This is a genomic window from Stenotrophomonas sp. AC248 (assembly GCF_979258185.1).
This window is the reverse complement of sequence record NZ_OZ409840.1, coordinates 3,346,749-3,365,855: the sequence shown is the minus strand read 5'-3', so window position 1 is coordinate 3,365,855 and position 19,107 is coordinate 3,346,749. Positions and strand designations below refer to the sequence as shown.

Genomic DNA, 19,107 nt, shown 5'->3' with positions numbered 1-19,107 from the left:
TATCGCCATGAACAAGACCACCCGCGTTCTGCTTGTCTCCCTGTTGTCCGTGGCCGCCCTGGCCGGTTGCTCCAAGAAGGTGAAGGAACAGCCGGCAGCCCCGGTTGACACCGGCTCCTCGACCACCACCCCGAGCGGCCCGTCGACCTCCGGCCTGTACGGCCCGGGCGACCTGGACACCGATTCCTGCCTGCGCCAGCGCGTGGTGTACTTCGACCTGGACAAGGAAGAAGTGAAGCCGGAATTCCAGGCCATCATGGCCTGCCACGCCAAGTACCTGCGTGACCGTCCGTCCTCGCGCATCACCCTGCAGGGCCACACCGACGAGCGTGGTTCGCGCGCGTACAACCAGGCCCTGGGCGAGCGTCGTGGCAACGGCGTCAACTCGGCTCTGCAGGCCAACGGTGGCTCGGCTTCGCAGCTGACCGTCGTGTCCTACGGCGAAGAGCGTCCGGTCTGCACCGAGTCGGGCGAGTCCTGCTGGTCGCAGAACCGTCGCGTCGAGATCGTGTACACGGCTCAGTAATAGATGCGCTTTCGATTTCTATCGATGATCGTTGCGGCAGCCCTCGTGGCTGCCGCACCGGCCAATGCGCAGCGCCAGAGCCTGGCCGACCGCGTTGGCGCGCTTGAGCAGCAGGCCCAGAACAACCAGTCCAACATGGACATGCTCAACCAGCTCACCCAGCTTCGCACCCAGGTGCAGGCCCTGCAGTCGCAGGTGGAGCAGTTGCAGCATGACAACGAGCAGCTGAAGCAGACCGCCAAGGACCAGTACCTGGACCTGGACAGCCGCTTGAACCGACTGGAAGGTGGCGCCCCGCTGCTGCCTGCCGCACCCGCTGCGAGCGCACCTGCGCCCGCCGCTGCAGCACCGAAACCGGCAACGGCCGCTTCCGAGCGGCCGCCCTCCGTGCATGGCGATGCCGGCAGCCTGGCTGCCAATGGTGACGAGCGTACTGCCTACAACGTCGCCTTCAATTCGCTCAAGGCCGGCAAGTACGACGACTCGGCGCAGCTGTTCCTGAGCTTCCTTGAGTTGTACCCCAACGGCGTCTACGCCCCCAATGCGCTGTACTGGCTGGGCGAGAGTTACTACGCCACCCGAAATTTCCCGCTGGCTGAGGCGCAGTTCCGCGACCTCATCTCGCGCTACCCGACCCACGACAAGGCGTCGGGCGGCCTGCTCAAGATCGGCCTCTCGCAGTATGGCGAAGGCAAGGTCGACCAGGCCCAGGCCACCCTGGAACAGGTGGTGTCCACCTATCCCGGCAGCGATGCCGCGCGCACCGCGCAGGACCGCCTGCAGTCGATCCGGCTGGGCCAGCAGATCCGCTGAACCGCCGTCCGGGCACCGTCAAGGCCGCCCCGCTATAATGATCCCTCGTAGAGCCGGGCTCTGCCCGGCTGCATGAACCGCCGGGCACGTCCGGCTGTTGTCGTTTCCGATGCCGCATTCCCAAGAATCACCGCCATGACCGTTTCCCTGTCCGCCGCCGCCGCGCTCCCCAGCGAGATCGTGCAGTCACCCCTCCCGCGCCTGAAGATCACCGAGATCTTCACCTCGCTGCAGGGTGAAGCCGATACCGCCGGCTGGCCGACCGTGTTCGTGCGCCTGACCGGCTGCCCCCTGCGCTGCACCTATTGCGACACCGCCTACGCCTTCCATGGCGGCACCTGGTGGGACATCGATGCGATCGTGGCCGAGGTGCTGGCCCAGGGCGTGCACCACGTCTGCGTGACCGGCGGCGAGCCGCTGGCGCAGAAGCGTTGCCTGGTGCTGCTGGAGAAGCTGTGCGACGCAGGCCTGGACGTGTCGCTGGAAACCTCCGGCGCGCTGGACGTCAGCGCGGTTGACCCGCGCGTATCGCGCGTGGTGGACCTGAAGACCCCCGGCTCCGGCGAACTGGCCCGCAACCGGCTGGAGAACCTGCCGTTGCTGACCCGCCGCGACCAGATCAAGTTCGTGCTGTGCAGCCGCGAGGACTACGAGTGGGCACGCGGCATGGTCGCCGAGCACCGCCTCAACGAACGCAGCATGGTGCTGTTTTCGCCCAGCAAGGACCAGGTGAGCCCGCGCCAGCTGGCCGACTGGATCGTCGAAGACCGCCTGCCGGTGCGCTTCCAGATGCAGCTGCACAAGCTGCTCTGGAACGACGAACCCGGCCGCTGAGGTCGGCTATCGAGCGCGCGACGCCCGCTCGCCACGCCTCATTTTCCAGTTTTCATCCCGGCGCGGGACAGCGTGCTGGCTCCCGCAACCCACCGGAAACACCCCCTCATGAAAAAAGCAGTCGTCCTCCTGTCCGGCGGCATGGACTCCGCCGCCGTCATCGCCATCGCCCAGGAACAGGGTTTCGCCGTGCATGCGCTCAGCGTGCGCTATGGCCAGCGCCACACCTCTGAACTGGATGCGGCCGCCGCGGTTGCCCAGGCGCTGGGCGTGGTGGCACACAAGACCGTCAACGTGGACCTGCGCAGCATCGGCGGCTCGGCCCTGACCGATGACATCGACGTACCCGAGGCGGGCGGTGAGGGCATTCCGGTCACCTACGTGCCGGCGCGCAATACCATCATGCTGTCGGTCGCGCTGGGCTGGGCCGAAGTGCTGGGCGCCAGCGATATCTTCTGCGGCGTCAACGCCGTGGACTATTCCGGCTACCCCGATTGCCGCCCCGAGTTCATCGCCGCCTTCCAGGCCCTGGCCAACCTGGCCACCAAGGCCGGCGTCGAAGGCGCGGGCATCCAGGTGCACGCGCCGCTGCAGTTCCTGAGCAAGGCCGACATCGTGCGTGAAGGCGTGCGCCTGGGCGTGGACTTCGGCCTGACCGTGTCCTGCTACAACGCCGACGACACCGGCGCGGCCTGCGGCCATTGCGATGCCTGCCGCCTGCGCGCGCAGGGCTTCACCGATGCCGGCGTGGCCGACCCGACCCGTTACGCCTGAGCGATAAGTGGTTTCGCCTGAGCGCCTTGTGGGTTAGAATGCGCACCCCCGGCAGCGATGCCGGGGCATGCAATGGGCCGTTAGCTCAGTTGGTAGAGCAGAAGACTTTTAATCTTTTGGTCGATGGTTCGAATCCATCACGGCCCACCATTGCAGCAACGAATCAGGCGCCCATCGGGCGCCTTTTTTGTGGCCTGGGGCCATCACTGCCCGCTCGGCAGTACCGCCGCGCGACGGCCCGGTCAGGGATCCAAAGCGTGCCGCCGCTACCGCAGCGCAGCTCATCCCCGCTACCAGCCAGATGGCTCGCCATCCTCATCGTCCACCGACATCCCGGTGCAGGTGCGAACCCAGCCAAACAGCCGCGCAAGATCCGCTTCGATGCTGGTCGGGTGAGCGCTGATCTCAAGAAACACGCGTCCCTCTTCCAGGAACACGCGTACGTCGTGGCACCACGCATCCGCGCCCCTCGGCTCCGTGCCTACCAGCCGGAATTCGTGCGCGCCCACACAGCGGGAAAACGTCTCAAGCTGGGTGATCTGCTGCTTCACCTCGTCACGATGGGACGCATACCACCCCTTGTCTTCAAACGACAGCACGAACTCCGCTGACATCTCCATCTCCTTGCTGCTGTGATGCATCCCGCTGGGAGCACGTCGCGCCCCCGCAACTCTATGCCGCGCCTTCCTGGGTAGCCTGATGGGCGCTGAGCACGCGTGGACGCAGGTCTTCCACCAGCCGCTTCCTGCTGCTGCGCGCGTACTCGGCAGGCGAGAAGGGCATGGCGGAGTCGGCGTAATCATCGATCAACGTCAGCAGCTCGCCAGCGGTGATGCCGTGCGGGGCGGGGTCGCTTCCGTTGCAGGTCAACGCAACCAGGGTTTCCTGCAGCAGCTCTTTTCGCACAATGCCCCTGCCACTGGACGGATCGGCGACGCACAGGCCGAATGTGCCGTTGAAAAAGTGGGGAAGCAGCGCTGCTACCTTTGCGTCCACCCGGTGCGCGTCGTCGCCGCAGGTGCGCAGATGCGCCGCCAGTTCGCCCGCCAACGTCGAGACCACTGCCGCGCGCTCCTCGCCTGCGGCGGCGTCTGCGGCGATGCGGACCCAGCGTGTGCACTCGGGGCGGAAGAACGCACCGGATACCCGCGAATCGGTGTCGATCGATCCGAACGCGGCGGAGTGGATCGTCCCCGCGTTACAGCGGTACGTCGGCGCGGGAATGGCCTCGGCCGCAATCAGCGCATCCAGACGCTGCACGGTGATGCCTGCCAGCGCTGCGCAGGTGGATCTGTCGACAAAGTAATCGCGCAGGTACGCATCCAGCAGCATGGGATCTCCATCAGGAAAAAGTTGCAGCGTACGGACGGTAGCCCAACACGCGCGCGCACGGAGGGCACCCGCCGTCTGCCCCCTGCCGCATCGGCGGGCAACGCGTATCCATGGCGTGTCGCTGAGCGCCGCACGGCACGCTTTCGTGGGGGTGGCCGGAGCCCGTTTACCGCCACGGCCGGACCATCCTTCGTCTTCCACGGGGATTATGTATAGTCGGTTTTGTGATCAAGCGCGCGGTTTGGTGTTCAATCGGCGTGATAAAGCAGTAGATGATTATTCGCTCCATTTACTCTGACGAATCCAAGGATGGCGCCATGGCACGGAACTGGATTGTGATGGGAGACCCCACCAGCAGTGGCGGGCAGGTCATCACGGCATCGAACGAAACCGACATCATGGGAATGGGCGTTGCGCGGATAGGCGACAAGGCCACTTGCCCGAAGCTGCACAAGGGTATTTTCCCTATCGTCGATGGGGACATCACGATCCTGGTGGATGGACAGCCCGTGGCCTTGCACGGTTGCGCGTTGGCCTGTGGGTGTCGCGTACTGTCTGGCCAGCAGGCCAACGTCTTCGCTGAAAGTGGTGCGGCCGCGGGAGGCGCCGCCGCCGCTGGCGCAGGCACCGCTGCCGCCGCCGGGGCGGGCAGTGCGGCGGCTGGCGCAGCAGGTGTCCTGAAAGCGGTGTTGGCCTCGGCGGCGACGTTCGATCAGGCAATCCGCTTCGTTGGCAAAGGGGGTACGCCGTTGGCCGAGGTGCCTTACACCCTGCACCTGGCCGATGGCCGCACGGTGTCTGGAACCACCGATGCCCAAGGAGAAACCACGCGCGTCTCGACAGAGCAGAGCCAGACCATCGTGCGCGCGGAACTGCGCGCGCCCGCACAGCCGGTCGGTTGCTGCGCGCGCGTGGCGCCGGACGACGCCGAAGACGTGGAGGTTTTCGACGTCGACGGCGTGGTGACCACATCGGAGGCACTGGGCACGTCGATCGCCCCGGTTACCGCGCCCGGCCACGAGCGCGGCCTGACGCCGGGGGAGATCGACATGGCCCGCCTGGTCTTTGGCGATGCGGTCGACTACGCCCAGGTGAAGGTCCACAACCACGGCTACTGGATGTTCTTCGGGTTCCAGAACAAGGACACCGCGGTGACACCCAACGGGGAGATGTATTTCCCCAAGGGTATCTACAAGGACGACTATTCGACCGACAGCGTCAGCTTCCAGCAGTTCTTCATCCATGAAATGACGCATGTCTGGCAATACCAGCTCGGTTACAACGTCAAACTGGTCCGCGCGCCGCGTCCCAACATGAGTTACGACTACGTGCTGGATGAGATCCGCTTGTTCCCCGACTACAACATGGAAGCGCAGGGCGACATGCTGGCCGACTATTTTCTGGTGGCCTTCCGCGGTTCCCAGTCACGCATGAATAATGTGCGTTACCGTACCGTGCCCGATATCGGTGCGCAGCTCGAGCGCACCCTGCAGCCCTTCCTTGCCGCGCGCAGTGACAAAAACAACCTGCCCAGGACGACGCAATGAGCCGTTTGCATGTTTCCCTGCTGTTGATCGGTGTGCTGGTGCCGGGCCTGGCAAGCTGCGCCTCGCCCGCCGGCCGGTATCAGCAGGCGCTGGTCAAGGAACAGCAGGGCGTGCCCTGTTTTGGCGTGCCGGCAATCCGCACGGGCGATGCGCCTGCGAAGATAACTGGGGTGTCGGTGATGGAGGTCGGCTCGGGCGGCGCGGCGATCTGGGAACGTGATTTTCTGCGGGATGGCCAGGCCGAACCCACGCTCGCCCCGGATCAATGCCTGCGTTACGGCGACGGTGGTACGTCGCCACCGCCGCGCCTGCAGCCTGGCAAGCGGTACCAGGTGGAAATGTGGGGCAGTGCACCGGCACAGCGCGGGCCGCCTCAGTCGCGCTGGTTCAACGGCTACTTCTGCGTAGTTGACGCAGGCGGCGCACCGAAGATCAACGCGGTCCAGCAGGGAAAGGACGGCGCGCTGCGTTGGGACACCTGCGGGTCCACTGCACAGCCGGTAGGCCAGGCCGGGCGCTGAGCGCGTGCACAGGTCGCAACGATTCCGACGGCTGGCCGGCAGCAGCCGTGGACGCCCGGGCGTCGACTCTGGCTACAATCAAACCATCCCGGTAGCTCCCGGGCGCTGACCAAGTGCCACACAGTGAAGATTCTCCTGACAGGAAGTTCAGGCCGGGTGGGGCGCGCGATCTTCGGCGCGCTGTCCGCACGGCACGAGGTGGTCGGGGTTGACCGCAGCCCCTTCAACACCACCCGGCACGTGGCCGATATCACTGATATGCGCACGCTGCGCACGGCGCTGGTGGGCGTGGATGCCGTGATCCACTGCGCAGCGCTGCACGCCCCGCACGTGGGGCTGATGCCCGACACCGAATTCCATCGCATCAATGTCGAAGGCACCCGCACCCTGGCGATGCTGGCCCGCGATGCCGGGGTGTCGCGCTTCGTGTTCACCAGCACCACCGCGCTGTACGGCCATGCGATCGTGCCCGGCCGCTGCACGTGGATCGACGAGCGCACCCCGCCGCAACCGCGCACGGTCTACCACCGGTCAAAACTGGCGGCCGAGCACTGGCTGGAGGAGGCCGCCAGCCCCGCGTTCCAGGTGCGGGTGATCCGGATGTCGCGGTGCTTCCCTGAAACCGCCCAGCGCATGCTGCTGTATCGCCTGCACCGTGGCATCGACGTGCGCGATGTGGCCGATGCGCATGCGGCGGCCCTGCGTAACACCGGGCCGATGTTCCAGCGCTATATCGCCAGCGGCGCCACGCCGTTTGGCCCGGAAGACTGCGAACGGCTGGTCAGTGACCCGCGCGCGGTGCTGGCGCGGCGCTGCCCGCAGTGGCTGGCCGAGTACGACCGCCGCGGCTGGGCGCTGCCGGTGATCGACCGCATCCACGACGCCACTGCGGCCAGCATCGGCCTGGGCTGGCGCAGCCAGCGCGGGCCGGAAGCGGTGCTGGCGCAGTTGGCCGAGCACTCCATCGAAGTGCTGCCGCATCCGATGCGCGACGCAGACTGCACGGTGGACTGACCGCCGCGGGTCAGTGCCGGGCCAGGTCCACGCCCACCGCATCCAGCACCCGCTGCGCGCGGGCGCGGGCCGATTCATTGGCGCGCATGTCGATGGGCAGGTCCGGCGTAATGCCGGCCACTTCGTCGCTGCCATCGGCACGCAGGCGCACGCAGTTCGGGATGCGCATGCGCAGCTGCGCGTGCGGCAAGGTGCGCGGTGGCGGCGGGCTCATGAAGCCGCAGCCATAGCCGCCGGTGGTGCTACCGACCACGCGTGCGATGCTGTTGTCCTGCAGACGTGCGGCGAACATTTCTGCCGAAGAGGCGGTCTTCGCATCGGTAAGCACATACACCGGCCCCTGCCAGGCGGCCCAGTGTCGGCGCAGGTCCTGCGCCCAGTCCAGGCGGTGGGCAATCAGGAAATCGGGGATCGCGTCCACTGCCGGGGTGGCAAGGGGACCGCCCGAACTGCCGGCGGCGACCAGGTGCCGACAGGGCAGCGCCTGCCAGTCGCGCGGCGACTGCCACACCCACGTCATGTCGCAGGGCGGCGACTGCGTGGCGCGCAGGGACGCGGCGAAGCGGTCGCGCTGCTGGACCAGCAGCGGCCGTGCGGTGGCGTCGGGATGATGGTGGCGCAGGGCATCGTCGATGCGCTCGTACTGCTCCTGCAGGTAGTCGCGGCCGGCCGCCGACTGGCTGACCCACAGTGGCGCCGACTGCACCGGCGCGCCAGTGAACAGGCGCGTGAGCGTGTCGCCGCTGTCGTCGCCGCCCGGGTTGGTGCCCACATCCACCAGCACCGCATCCACGCCCTGCTGCTGGAAGCGCCGCAGCGTGGCGGCGATCTCGGCCACCCACGCGTCATTCAACGTGGACCGCATGTCGTTCACCGCGTCGGCATGCCGCAGTTGACCCCACAGGCGGTGGCACAGGCCGGGGTAACGCAGCGCGTCGAATTCGTGCAGGCGCAGCAGACCCAGGCGGTGGCCATCGGCCAGCGCGATCACGCCGCTGCGCAGCGCCGGGTCAGCCCCACGGGCTGTGGCGTGGTAGCCGGGCAAGGCCTGCAGTGGCACGCTGTAGTCGTGCCGGCCTTCGTCCAGCACGCCCAGCGCCGCGCAGCCGGTGGACGCATCCAGCGTGCGCGGGTCCACCGCGGCAGGGGCAGGGGAGGACGTGCCGGCTGCCTGCCGGTCCAGCAGTTTCAGGTGGCCATCGTGAAACCCGGCCAGGAACGTGCGCAGCGCCTGTTCCGCCTGCGCATCGCTGCTGGCGGTGGTGATGGCATGCTGCGCATCGCGTTCGAGCGCGGGCAGGTCCACGCCGCTCTGCGCGGAGGCCACCCACGCCAGGTGCGCATAGTCGTCCTGCAGGGTCTGCTTCAGTACCGCCAGATCGCCGCGCCAGGCATCGCGATCAATGCCGGGGGCGGCGTGGCTGGCAAACGCCATCGACAGCGCCATGGCCATCAGCGCCCCTGCTTTCGGTGTGTGTCCTGCCGACATCGCATTGCTCCCTGCCAAGGCGCTGCCTGCGCCTGCGAACCCCGATCCTAGCCAACCCGGCCCGGTGGCGAAAGCGCGCAGGGGCGTGGCATAACATTGGCCTCACATTGCCGTTCCACTGCCGGGCGCAGGTTGGAGGCGATGGAAAAGCTGGGGCCGTACTCCAGCGGAGCCGTGTGATGTCGACGCACACCGTGAGCCGCCAACACTACATCCGCCTGCTCAACCGCATCATCGCGGTGGCGCACGACGGCCACGCCCTGCATGCCCGTGCCGTGGCCCGGACGCAGGGCGACGATGCTCCGCTGTGCGCGGTGATGATGCGCATGGCCGGCTCAAGCGCGGCCATCATCGATACGCTTGGCAGGCACGTGCGTCAGGCCGGCGGGCGCCCCGCACGGCATGGCACCGTGCTCGGTGGCGTGCGCGCAGGCTTCGGCTGGTTGGGGACGGTGCTGGGGGATGCCGGCATTCAGTACGTCAGCCAGGGGCAGGCGTCACGGGCCCGGCTGATCAGCGTCCTGCAGGCTGCGTTGCACGACCAAACACTGCCGGGTGATGCACGGCAGGTGCTGGAAGAGATGGAGCGTCATGCGCAGCACGACTGGCAGCAACTGCATGGTCGGCTGAACGGTCTTCGCGCGCGCCAGGTGTAGCGCTGCTCACCAGAAGGTGCCGGGAAGCGCCACCGGCAGCATGAGGCTGCGCGCAGCGCGCAGCCCCACTATGTGCGCCGCGGTTACTTCTGCTGCGGGTTCTTCGGGGCGTCTTTGTTGTCCTGTTGCTGCTTCTGCTGCTTGGCCAACGTGTCCTTGCGCTCCTGCTCCTTCTGCTGGTCGGTCTGCGCGGCGGCATTTTTCTGGACGTTGTTTTCGTTGTTCTGCATGGTGGACATTGCGGTACTCCAGGACGACGTGATGTCGTGCGATCCACACTGGACCGGGTGCTGTTACGCAGCGGTCGCACTCGCATGAGGGTAGGGTCAGGGTGGCCGTGAGCATTGCCTGGCGTTCATGCGCGGTGTCGCGTTCATGTCCACGATCGATCTGTTTGTGCACACCCAACACGCGGCGGCGGGCGCACAATAGCGCGTCTTTTGCTGACTGTTGTTGGAGGTGCCATGAACCGATTCGTCCTGCTGGGGGTGGGGGCGCTTGCGCTCGCGGCCTGTTCCAAACCGGCCCCGTCCGATACCGCCGCGCCGGCGCAACCGCCCGCCGCCGCTACGCCTGCGCCGACACCAAGCGCGCCGGCCGCCGCGACCGATGCCACGTTGCAGCCGCCGTCGTTTGATTGCGCAAAGGCGCAGTCCGAGTCGGAGAAACTGGTCTGCGGTGACGCCCGCCTGGCCGCGCTCGACCGTCAGCTGGCCGCGCTCTACAAGCGCGTGCAGACCAGCCCGGATGAACTGGATATCGCCGCCGAGCAACGGGGCTGGGTCAAAGGCCGTGACGCCTGCTGGCAGGCGGTCGACCGGCACCGGTGCCTGATCGAGTCCTACCAGACCCGCATTGTCGAACTGAACATCGGCAGTGGCGGCATGCCGGCGCCCACCCCGGTGCACTACCAATGCGATGACGCCAGCAAGCCGGTCAGCGTGGTGTTCTACAACGAACTGGACCCGCAGGCCGCGGTGGTCAGCCTGGGCAAGGACCAGGCGATCGTGTTCCCGGCCCAGGCCGCAAGCGGCAGCCGCTACACCCGCGAAGGCGTGGAGTTCTGGGAACACCAGGGCGAGGCAACGCTGGACTTCTACGGCACCACGCTGAGCTGCAAGGCCGGCGGTTGAACCCGGTGCGCTACCGCACCCGGCGGTAGCGCACTTCGTTCTGGCGGTCGCCCACCTCGGTGGTGACAAAGCCGTCCCGGCTCTGGTTGATGTCGAACACGCTGCTGCCCACGTTGAGCTGGCCGCCGTTGACCCACCCGCTCAGGTTCTGCCCGCGGGCCTGGGCAGGCATGCGCCCGTCGCTGTCGATGCGCATGCGGATGTCGGCGCCGTAGATGGGGTTGTAGCCTTCGAACTCGCCCACCATCCAGCCCGGCACATAGGAGCTGTGGCGCGGCCCCTGGTAGGAGTCGTCGTCGTAGCGGTCGTCCTGCTTGTTGGCGTTGTGCACCAGCGCGCCAAGGATGGCCGCGCCGATCAGCACACCGGCGGCCACTTTGGCATCGTGGTTGTCGCCATGGTCGTCGCCGTCGTGCGAACCGCCGTCGTGTACGCGGAAGGTGGCGCGGCACCCGTCATCCACCCACACCTGGCGGCGGTCGTAATCCCAGTTTCGGCCTTGACGGCACTCGGCTCCGGACAAGGTGCGCTCCAAGCTGACGTAGCCGGCGCGGGGCAGCGTGCACGACTGGTAGCGGTTGTTGCGGCTTTCGCAGGTCACCACATCATCGGCGCGCGCGTCGGCCATCGACGCGGCAAACAACAGCGGAGCGGTCAGCAACAGGCGGATCTGCATGGTGTCGGTTCCGGTGGCAGGGAAGCTGTGCACCGCTGGCCCGGGCGGGCGCGACAGCGGGCTGTCGAGCCGGACGATGACAGTTGCCGATGAAAACCGGATGAAGACCCGCCGATCAGGCAGCCTGGCCGACGTCCTGCTGCTGGAAGCAGGCACGGATGGCGTCCAGCAGTTCGCTCATCGAATACGGCTTGGGCAGGAAGTGGATGCCCGGGCGCAGCTGCGGCAGGACGTCGGACGGTTCCAGTCCCGAGGTCACCAGCACCGGCAGGCTGGGCTGGTACTGCTTGATGCGGTGCGCCGCTTCGATGCCGCTCACCCCGCCCAGGCACACATCGGTGAAGACCAGGTCGAACCGTTCGCCGGCCTGCAGCAGGCCGAGCGCGGCTTCTGCCGAACTGACGGCGGCGACATCACAGGCCTGGCTTTCCAGCACCATGCGGCTGAGTTCGCGGGTTTCTTCGGTGTCTTCGATCAACAGCACGCGCGGTGCAACGTGGCGCTTGGACAGCAACATGACGCAATGTTCCCTGGCAGTGGTTCGGAATGGCGCGCAAGTATGCGGCGGCACCGGGTGAGGGGATCGTGCACGTCAGGCGCGGCGGCATTCCGCGCGCTGCCGCCAGCGTCGCAGTGCCAGCAGGCCCAGTACCGCCAGCAGCGCGGCGGACAGCCGCAGGCTGTTGCCCTGCCAGCCGATCGCCGTGGTTTCGCTGACCTGCATGACGTTCCAGGCCATGTTCAGTGAGTCGTGGGGCATAGGTCTGGGGGGACCCCGGTCATGCGCACGTTGCGCGGCGCTCAGGCGCGGCAGGGTAGAGTCGGGGTTTGAACCATGGAGCCGCGACGATGCAATGCCCCGTATGCAAGACCCAGGCGCTGGTGATGTCCGAGCGCCAGGGCATCGAGATCGACTACTGCCCGCAGTGCCGCGGCGTGTGGCTGGACCGCGGCGAACTGGACAAGATCATCGAGCGCTCGACCGATGCGGCCGCCCCGGTACGGGCCGCCACGCCGCCACCGCCGCCGCAGGCCGTGCAGCATCGCGATACCCGCCACCTGGGCCAGCAGCAGTACGGCGACCAGCACGGCTACCGCAAGAAGAAGAAAGAAGGCTTCCTGTCGGACCTGTTCGATTTCTGAGCCGGGTGCCAGCCCTGTCTGATCAGGGCCGGCGCAGGATGAATTCCAGGTCGCGGCTGTCCCCCACCACAAAGTAATAGGTGCCGACTTGGACGCAGCCGTAGCGTGCATAGAAGCGCTGCGCGCCGAAGTTCTCCGACCACACGCCCACCCACAGGGTGCGGCGTGCCGGGTGATCCAGCCACTGCAGGAACGCCTCCATCAGGCGTGCACCGTGGCCACCGGACTGGTGGCTGGCCAGCACATACAAACGTTTGAGTTCGACGTCACCGTCGACGGCATCGGCGTGCGCCAGGGTATTCGCACCGGCGGCCAGGTAGCCCACCGCGCGCCCGTCCTCTTCCAGCAGCCATACCGCACTGCGGGGATCCTCCAGTTCGCGCCGCTGCGGTGCGGGGCTGTAGTGCTCTTCCAGGAACGCATGCAGGTCCTGCGGCGGGTAGGAATCGCCGAAGGTTTCGGTGTAGGTGGCGATGGCGATCGCCGACACAGCCTGTGCATCGGCCGGGGTCGCGCGACGGATCTGCAGGGACATGGCAGGGGGTGCACGGAAGGGGGTGGCAGCGTACGCCATCCGGGGTGCCCCGGACAAAAACCGGGCGAGGATGGCGGAACCCTGGCCCCGGCGCATCACATCACTATCCGGGAGCGCCGCTGAGCACGGCACCCGGGTGTCGGGCAGGGCGCGCCGCTGTACGCGCACGTCCTGTGACGCCCCGTTCGGGCCCGTCGGATCCGGCTTGCACCATCCCTGTTGTGTTGTCCCGGGCGCATGCCGCGCCCGGGACTTTTTTACGCCGGTGCCGGCCTCAGAACCAGACGCGCACGCCGGCCACCCAGCGGGTATCACGCGCGCGCTCGCCGGCGGCCTGGTGGTAATCGGCGGTATCGCCGAACAGGCGTTCGTGGCTGATGCCGATGTACGGCGCGAAACGCCGGTTGAACTCGTAGCGCAGGCGCAGCCCGGCTTCCACTTTGTTCAAGCCGCTGCCGGTGCCATGGCGCGGATCGTCCTTGGCCGCGAGCGTGGCCTCCAGCAACGGCTGCAGGATCAGGCGGTTGGTCAACAGCAGTTCGTACTCGATCTCGGCACTGGCCATCACCTGGCCCCCTTCGCCCACATAGGCGGTGGCCGAGGTCTCGAACTTGTACGGTGCCAGGCCCTGGATGCCCAGCGCCGCCCACGTGCGCGAATCGCCGGGGCCGAGGTCCTGCTTGACGCCCACCAGCACATCCCACCACGGTGACACGCTGCGCCCGTACAGCACTTCGACATCGGCCGCTTCCGTACGCCCGCCGCTGCGCTCGCCTTCGCTGCGCACCCACACCCGGTGGATGTTGCCGCCGATCCAGCCGCTGGCTTCCCACGCCTGGCCGTTGCCGTGCTGGCCATCCCACTGCTCCAGGCGGTTGACCAGCAGCATGCTGTGGATCGTCGGGGGGTGTCCCATCGCACCGTGTTCGATGGGCGGGAACGCGGCGAGGCGGTCGGCGGCGGTGACGGCGGGAATCGGCTCCCGCGGTTCGCTCGGCGCGGTCGTCTTGTGCGCGGCGTGGTCCATGCTGCCGTGGTCCATTTTCGAGTGGTCCATCTGGCTGTGGTCCATGCTGCCATGGTCCATTTTCGAATGGTCCATCTGGCTGTGATCCATGCTGCCGTGGTCGACCGGCGGATCCACCGGCATTTCTTTGGTGGCCGCGGGTGCAGCGGCGGTGCCGTGCGCATGCGACTGCGCCCAGGCCGGGGTGGTCAGCGCGATCAGCAGCGCGGCGGTGAGCAGGCGGCGGGTTGGCGTGGGGAAGCGGCTCATTCTTCGATCCTCACTTCGCGCATCATGCCCGCTTCCATGTGGTACAGCAGGTGGCAGTGGTAGGCCCAGCGGCCCAGCGCGTCGGCGCGCACGCGGTAGGTGCGGCGGGTACCCGGGGGCATGTCGATGGTGTGCTTGCGCAGGTGGAACTGGCCGTCGGCATTTTCCAGATCGCTCCACACGCCGTGCAGATGGATCGGGTGCTGCATCATGGTGTCGTTGACCAGCACGATGCGCATGCGCTCGCCGTAGTTCAGGCGCAGCGGTTCGGCGCTGGCGAACGGGATACCGTCGAACGACCAGCTGAATTTCTCCATGTGGCCGGTCAGGTGCAGCTCGACCTCGCGGCTGGGTTCGCGGCCGTCCGGGTCGTCGAACAGGCTGCGCATCGCGCCGTAGGTCAGCACGTTGCGGCCGTTGTCGCGCAGGCCGATGCCCGGGTCATCCAGCTTGGGCTCGGTGGCCATGCTCTGCATGTCGATCAGCGGGTTGCCTTTCTCGCTGGCCGGGTGGCGCGGGGCCTTGTCGCTGCCGCCGTGTGCGGCATGCCCCATGCTGGCACCGCAGCCGCCTTCCATGCCCTTCATGTCGTGGCCCATGCCGGCCATGTCATGGCCCATGCTGCCCATGTCGTGGCCCATGTCGCCCATGGTCAACAGTGGTCGCGGATCGCGGGCGGGAATCGGCGCCTGCAGGCCATGCCGCACCGCCAGGGTGCCGGCAGCGAAGCCGGTCCGGCCCATGTCCTGGCAGAAAATGGTGAACGCGTCCTGGCCGGTGGGCTCCACGATCACGTCGAAGGTTTCCGCCGGCGCGATGCGGAACTCATCAATGCTGACCGGATGGATGTACTGCCCATCGGCGGCCACCACGGTCATCTTCAAGCCGGGGATGCGCACGTCGAAGTAGGTCATCGAGCCGCCGTTGATGAAGCGCAGCAGCACCTTCTCCCCGCTGCGGAACAGCCCGGTCCAGTTGCCGGCGGGCGCGGTGCCGTTGAGCAGGTAGGTGTAGGTGTGCGCGTTGATGTCGGAGATGTCGGTGGGGGTCATCCGCATCCGGCCCCACATGCCGCGGTCGGCGGTGGCCGCGCCCCAGCCGTCACGGCGCACGTCGCGCAGGAAATCGGGCAGGGTGCGCTTGTAGTAGTTGTCGAACTCGGCCAGCTTTTTCATGCGCCGGAACAGCGCGCCCGGGTCCATGTCGGTCCAGTCCGAGAGCATGATCACGTGCTCGCGGTCGAAGCGGTACGGAGCCGGCTGCAGCGGATCGATGATCAGCGCACCGTACAGGCCGGCCTGCTCCTGGAACATCGAATGGCTGTGGTACCAGTAGGTGCCGGACTGTTTGAGGGTGAAGCGGTACTGGTAGGCCTCGCCCGGGGCGATGCCGTTGAAGCTCAGGCCCGGCACGCCGTCCATGTTGGCCGGCAGCAGGATGCCGTGCCAGTGGATCGAGGTGGGGTGGGCCTGCAGGCTGTTGGCCACGCGCACGCTGACGGTGTCGCCTTCGCGCCAGCGCAGGATCGGGGCGGGCAGGCTGCCGTTGACGGTGATCGCCGGGCGGGTGCGGCCGGTGAAGTTGGCCAGCGATTCGCCGATGCTCAACTGGACGTCGGGTCCGCTGAGCACCTGCGGGGCGGTGGCCACGACCGGGCCGGCGGCAGCGAAGGCGCGGGCGGGCAGGCCGCTGGCCACCAGGCCGGCGACCACGCCACCGGCGGCAGCGCCCTGCACGAACAGGCGGCGCGACGGCATGGGCGGTGCGCCCGGGCCGGGGGGAAGGGAAAAGGACATTGCAACTCCGCATCGGATTCGAAAGGCACGCAGGTGCCGTCAAGACGCATACGCACGGGGGCGCACGGCATCGCTTCGCACAGGCGCTCGCAGTGAGCGCAGGCTCAGCCGATCGGAGGGCGGGTGATGCGGTCCAGGGGCGGCATCGGCAACGCCGCGCGGGTGTGGCCCAGGGGCGCCAGCGCGGGCGGCGGCGGGCTGGGCAGCCACGCGACGGACACGGTCAGGCTGGGCTGCTGCGCACAGCTGCGCAGGCAGTCCTTGATCTTGCAGTGGTCGCCATCGTGCGGCGCCTGGGTGCCGGCGGTGTCGGCAGCGGCGTGGTCGTGATAGGCGGGCATGGCAGAGGCCGGAGCATCGCCGTGGCAGGGCGCTGCGGGCTCGGCGCTGGTGGCATGCGCCATGGCCAGGGTCATCGGGCCGGCCATGGCGGCGTTCAGCCCGTTGAGCAACAGGCTGAGCATCAATACCACGCGCAGGAGCAGGCCACCGGGGGTCATGGGCGTCACCCTAGCGCCAAACCGGGGCGTGCGCACCTGTGGCTGAACGCGGCGTTCAACTCTGGAGGCAGGTCGGTGCGGGCGCAGGTGGGCATCAGCCTTCCTCGCGGACGATCTCGACCAGGCGCTCGCCGTAGCGGGCGAGCTTGGTGCCGCCGATGCCGCCGACCTTGCCAAGCGCGTCGATGCTGGTAGGGCGCTGTTCGGCGATGTTGCGGAGGGTGCTGTCGTGGAAGATCACAAACGCCGGTACGTTCTGTTCCTTGGCCAGTTCGGCGCGCAGGCTGCGCAGCGCGTTGAACAGGACCAGGTCTTCGGGCAGCACGGACAGGCCGGTACGCTGGCCGCTGCGGTCGCGCTCGCGGGTCTTGGGGTTTTCACGGCGCATCATGACCTTGCGCTGGCCCTTGAGGACTTCGCGGCTGCCGTCGGTGAGGCGCAGGCCGCCGTAGGCTTCGGTGTCCACTTCGAGCAGGCTGGCGGCCACCAGCTGGCGGAACACGCTGCGCCAGGTACGGGCATCGAGGTCCTTGCCGATGCCGTAGGTGCTCAGTTCGCTGTGGCCGAACTGGCGGATCTTGTCGTTCTCGCCGCCGCGCAGGATGTCGATTAGGTGGCCCACGCCGAAGCGCTGGCCGCTGCGGTAGACGCAGCTGAGCGCTTTCTGGGCGGCCACGCTGGCATCCCAGGCGTCGGGGGGCACCAGGCAGTTGTCGCAGTTGCCGCAGGGCTGGGGGTAGGTTTCGCCGAACCCGGCCAGCAGCACCTGGCGCCGGCACTGCATGGATTCGCAGTAGCCGAGCAGGTGGTCGAGCTTGTTGCGTTCGAGGCTTTTGCGTTCTTCGCCGGCCTCGGACTGTTCGATCATCTGCTTGAGCAGCACCACGTCGCCCAGGCCGTAGCAGAGCCAGGCTTCGGCGGGTTCGCCGTCGCGGCCGGCACGGCCGGTTTCCTGGTAATACCCTTCCATGGACTTGGGCAGGTCGGTGTGGGCGACGAAGCGGACGTCGGGTTTGTCGATGCCCATGCCGAAGGCGATGGTGGCGCACATGACGATGCCATCCTCGCGCAGGAAGCGGCGCTGGTTGGCGGCACGCACTTCAGCGGGCAGGCCGGCGTGGTAGGGCAGGGCGTTGAGGCCTTCCTTGCACAGGAATTCGGCGGTTTCCTCGACCTTGCGCCGCGACATGCAGTAGACGATGCCGGCTTCCTGGCGGTGGACTTTGAGGAAGTCGAGCAGCTGGCGCTTGGCGTTGTCTTTCTGGACGACGGTGTAGCGGATGTTGGGGCGGTCGAAGGAGCTGACGAAGTGCTGGGCGCCGGTGAGGTCGAGGCGTTCGGCGATTTCGCGCTGGGTGGGCGGGTCGGCGGTGGCGGTGAGGGCGATGCGCGGGACGTCGGGCCAGCGTTCATGCAGGACGGTAAGCTGGCGGTATTCGGGCCGGAAGTCGTGGCCCCACTGGGAGACGCAGTGGGCTTCGTCGATGGCGAACAGGGCGATGCGGCTGCGCGAGAGCAGGGACAGGAAGCGGCCAGTGAGCAGGCGCTCGGGGGCGACATAAAGCATGTCGAGCTCGCCGGCGAGCAGGTCGCGTTCGACCCGGGCGGCGGTGTCGCCGTCGAGGGTGGAATTGAGGAATTCGGCGCGCACGCCGAGCTGGCGCAGGGCTTCGACCTGGTCCTGCATGAGGGCGATGAGCGGGGAGATGACGATGCCGGTACCCTCGCGGAGGAGGGAAGGCACCTGGTAGCACAGCGACTTGCCGCCGCCGGTGGGCATCAATACGAGGGCGTCATTGCCGGCAGCGACATGTTCAACGATCGCCTGCTGCGGACCGCGGAAATCGTCGTAACCAAAAATGCGGCTGAGCAGGTCGTGCGCGGGGCTGGAAGGCATCGCACTAGTTTACCCCGCGACGCGGGCCGGCCGTGTCCTCCAACAGCGGATCAGTGGGTAGGGGCTTGCCCACTGGCCTCCCCAGGCCGAATCTCAAGCCAGAGCCAGAGCCAGAGCCAGAGCCAGAGCCAGAGCCAGAGCCAGAGCCAGAGCCAGAGCCAGAGCCAGAGCCAGAGCCCATGGTTTCACTGCCGATGGTTGGCGCGGGGTGGGTGGGTTGGCGGGACACGCCGTAAATCCATCCCTGGAGGCTCGTGAGCGCCATCCATGGCGCCCAACGGTCCCGCCAACCCACCCACCCCACGCCCCGACAGTTTTCCGGTGCGTTTGGGGGTGGAGCCGAAGGCGAAGGCAGAGCCGAGGGCAGAGGCTGAGTCAATGGCAAAGGCAGAGGCAGAGGCAAGGGCAAAAGGCAGAGGCAAAGGCAAAGGCAGAGCAGAAGCCAGAGCCAGAGCCAGAGCCGGATTTCTTTCCCCAATCGCTGGAAAAGGGGCCCAAAACGCAGAACAGGCGCCACCGGGCGCCTGTTCTGCATGCTTCTATCTCTTCCCAACCGCCGGATGCACAAATCCATCTGGGCGAGGGTTCCAGCCCCTTGCCGGGACCGTTGGGCGCCATGGATGGCGCCCACGAGCCTCCAAGGAT

Annotated in this window: 22 protein-coding genes and 1 tRNA gene; 11 read left to right on the top strand and 12 right to left on the bottom strand. The window is 67.4% G+C overall.

Translation table 11 applies throughout. The features are described 5' to 3' along the window. Nucleotides 1–7: 7 nt before the first annotated feature. The 5 genes from pal (at nucleotide 8) to ACZ0AE_RS15225 (ending at nucleotide 3,097) form a co-directional block, all read left to right on the top strand. Nucleotides 8–526, top strand: coding sequence for a peptidoglycan-associated lipoprotein Pal (gene pal / locus ACZ0AE_RS15245; protein WP_038686727.1), 519 nt, complete (start codon nucleotides 8–10; stop codon nucleotides 524–526). Nucleotides 527–529: 3 nt separating this feature from the next. Beyond that, nucleotides 530–1,339 carry a tol-pal system protein YbgF gene (gene ybgF / locus ACZ0AE_RS15240; RefSeq protein ID WP_038686729.1) on the top strand — a complete coding sequence of 270 codons (810 nt, stop codon included), beginning with the start codon at nucleotides 530–532 and terminating at the stop codon, nucleotides 1,337–1,339. 135 nt (nucleotides 1,340–1,474) lie between these two features. After that, nucleotides 1,475–2,173, top strand: a complete 699-nt coding sequence (gene queE, locus ACZ0AE_RS15235) for a 7-carboxy-7-deazaguanine synthase QueE (RefSeq protein ID WP_038686731.1) — start codon at nucleotides 1,475–1,477, stop codon at nucleotides 2,171–2,173. A gap of 108 nt (nucleotides 2,174–2,281) precedes the next feature. Beyond that, nucleotides 2,282–2,947 (top strand): 7-cyano-7-deazaguanine synthase QueC, encoded by a 666-nt coding sequence (gene queC / locus ACZ0AE_RS15230; protein WP_038686732.1) that lies wholly within the window; start codon nucleotides 2,282–2,284, stop codon nucleotides 2,945–2,947. 74 nt (nucleotides 2,948–3,021) lie between these two features. After that, nucleotides 3,022–3,097 (top strand) — tRNA-Lys (locus tag ACZ0AE_RS15225). 140 nt (nucleotides 3,098–3,237) lie between these two features. Here ACZ0AE_RS15225 and ACZ0AE_RS15220 read toward each other — a convergent pair. Then, nucleotides 3,238–3,561, bottom strand: coding sequence for a hypothetical protein (locus ACZ0AE_RS15220; RefSeq protein WP_463601514.1), 324 nt, complete (start codon nucleotides 3,559–3,561; stop codon nucleotides 3,238–3,240). Nucleotides 3,562–3,619: 58 nt separating this feature from the next. Then, on the bottom strand, nucleotides 3,620–4,279 hold the full coding sequence (locus tag ACZ0AE_RS15215; RefSeq protein WP_463601513.1) for a DUF6058 family natural product biosynthesis protein: 660 nt from the start codon (nucleotides 4,277–4,279) through the stop codon (nucleotides 3,620–3,622). Between the two features lie 272 nt (nucleotides 4,280–4,551). On the opposite strand from ACZ0AE_RS15215, the gene ACZ0AE_RS15210 reads away from it, so the two are divergent. From ACZ0AE_RS15210 to ACZ0AE_RS15200, 3 genes are all read left to right on the top strand, one after another. Beyond that, a complete protein-coding gene (locus tag ACZ0AE_RS15210; protein WP_463601512.1) occupies nucleotides 4,552–5,826 on the top strand; it encodes a PAAR domain-containing protein in 1,275 nt (424 codons plus the stop codon). Further along, nucleotides 5,823–6,347 carry a hypothetical protein gene (locus tag ACZ0AE_RS15205; RefSeq protein ID WP_463601511.1) on the top strand — a complete coding sequence of 175 codons (525 nt, stop codon included), beginning with the start codon at nucleotides 5,823–5,825 and terminating at the stop codon, nucleotides 6,345–6,347. The genes ACZ0AE_RS15210 and ACZ0AE_RS15205 overlap by 4 nt, the downstream gene beginning before the upstream one ends. A gap of 123 nt (nucleotides 6,348–6,470) precedes the next feature. Continuing rightward, nucleotides 6,471–7,361, top strand: coding sequence for an NAD-dependent epimerase/dehydratase family protein (locus ACZ0AE_RS15200; protein WP_463601510.1), 891 nt, complete (start codon nucleotides 6,471–6,473; stop codon nucleotides 7,359–7,361). 10 nt (nucleotides 7,362–7,371) lie between these two features. Here ACZ0AE_RS15200 and ACZ0AE_RS15195 read toward each other — a convergent pair whose 3' ends face one another. Next, nucleotides 7,372–8,850 carry a S41 family peptidase gene (locus ACZ0AE_RS15195; protein WP_463601509.1) on the bottom strand — a complete coding sequence of 493 codons (1,479 nt, stop codon included), beginning with the start codon at nucleotides 8,848–8,850 and terminating at the stop codon, nucleotides 7,372–7,374. 179 nt (nucleotides 8,851–9,029) lie between these two features. Between ACZ0AE_RS15195 and ACZ0AE_RS15190 the strand changes: the two genes are divergently transcribed. Further along, complete coding sequence (locus ACZ0AE_RS15190) at nucleotides 9,030–9,506, top strand: ferritin family protein (protein WP_463601508.1); 477 nt, start codon at nucleotides 9,030–9,032, stop codon at nucleotides 9,504–9,506. Between the two features lie 83 nt (nucleotides 9,507–9,589). Here the strand turns inward: ACZ0AE_RS15190 and ACZ0AE_RS15185 are convergent, their stop codons facing one another. Next, nucleotides 9,590–9,745 (bottom strand): hypothetical protein, encoded by a 156-nt coding sequence (locus ACZ0AE_RS15185; protein WP_185753461.1) that lies wholly within the window; start codon nucleotides 9,743–9,745, stop codon nucleotides 9,590–9,592. A 225-nt stretch (nucleotides 9,746–9,970) separates the two neighbouring features. Between ACZ0AE_RS15185 and ACZ0AE_RS15180 the strand changes: the two genes are divergently transcribed. After that, nucleotides 9,971–10,639: an MliC family protein gene (locus ACZ0AE_RS15180; RefSeq protein WP_463601507.1), complete on the top strand. Its 669-nt coding sequence runs from the start codon at nucleotides 9,971–9,973 to the stop codon at nucleotides 10,637–10,639. A 10-nt stretch (nucleotides 10,640–10,649) separates the two neighbouring features. Here ACZ0AE_RS15180 and ACZ0AE_RS15175 read toward each other — a convergent pair whose 3' ends face one another. The 3 genes from ACZ0AE_RS15175 to ACZ0AE_RS15165 all read right to left on the bottom strand — a co-directional run bounded on the left by ACZ0AE_RS15175 (nucleotide 10,650) and on the right by ACZ0AE_RS15165 (nucleotide 12,054). Further along, nucleotides 10,650–11,315, bottom strand: a complete 666-nt coding sequence (locus ACZ0AE_RS15175; RefSeq protein ID WP_463601506.1) for a DUF3011 domain-containing protein — start codon at nucleotides 11,313–11,315, stop codon at nucleotides 10,650–10,652. Between the two features lie 115 nt (nucleotides 11,316–11,430). Continuing rightward, on the bottom strand, nucleotides 11,431–11,832 hold the full coding sequence (locus ACZ0AE_RS15170) for a response regulator (RefSeq protein WP_038686749.1): 402 nt from the start codon (nucleotides 11,830–11,832) through the stop codon (nucleotides 11,431–11,433). A 75-nt stretch (nucleotides 11,833–11,907) separates the two neighbouring features. After that, nucleotides 11,908–12,054, bottom strand: coding sequence for a hypothetical protein (locus tag ACZ0AE_RS15165; protein ID WP_463601505.1), 147 nt, complete (start codon nucleotides 12,052–12,054; stop codon nucleotides 11,908–11,910). A 110-nt stretch (nucleotides 12,055–12,164) separates the two neighbouring features. On the opposite strand from ACZ0AE_RS15165, the gene ACZ0AE_RS15160 reads away from it, so the two are divergent. Beyond that, nucleotides 12,165–12,458, top strand: coding sequence for a TFIIB-type zinc ribbon-containing protein (locus ACZ0AE_RS15160; RefSeq protein ID WP_038686751.1), 294 nt, complete (start codon nucleotides 12,165–12,167; stop codon nucleotides 12,456–12,458). Between the two features lie 22 nt (nucleotides 12,459–12,480). Here the strand turns inward: ACZ0AE_RS15160 and ACZ0AE_RS15155 are convergent, their stop codons facing one another. From ACZ0AE_RS15155 to recQ, 5 genes are all read right to left on the bottom strand, one after another. After that, nucleotides 12,481–12,993, bottom strand: a complete 513-nt coding sequence (locus tag ACZ0AE_RS15155; protein ID WP_463601504.1) for a GNAT family N-acetyltransferase — start codon at nucleotides 12,991–12,993, stop codon at nucleotides 12,481–12,483. A 274-nt stretch (nucleotides 12,994–13,267) separates the two neighbouring features. Next, nucleotides 13,268–14,269 (bottom strand): copper resistance protein B, encoded by a 1,002-nt coding sequence (locus ACZ0AE_RS15150; protein ID WP_463601503.1) that lies wholly within the window; start codon nucleotides 14,267–14,269, stop codon nucleotides 13,268–13,270. Further along, nucleotides 14,266–16,065, bottom strand: a complete 1,800-nt coding sequence (locus ACZ0AE_RS15145) for a copper resistance system multicopper oxidase (protein WP_463601502.1) — start codon at nucleotides 16,063–16,065, stop codon at nucleotides 14,266–14,268. Before ACZ0AE_RS15145 ends, ACZ0AE_RS15150 begins: the two co-directional genes overlap by 4 nt. A 104-nt stretch (nucleotides 16,066–16,169) precedes the next feature. Beyond that, entirely contained in the window at nucleotides 16,170–16,565 is a 396-nt protein-coding gene (locus ACZ0AE_RS15140; protein ID WP_463601501.1) for a CopL family metal-binding regulatory protein, read from the bottom strand. 94 nt (nucleotides 16,566–16,659) lie between these two features. Next, nucleotides 16,660–18,462, bottom strand: coding sequence for a DNA helicase RecQ (gene recQ, locus ACZ0AE_RS15135; RefSeq protein WP_463601500.1), 1,803 nt, complete (start codon nucleotides 18,460–18,462; stop codon nucleotides 16,660–16,662). Nucleotides 18,463–19,107: the final 645 nt, after the last annotated feature.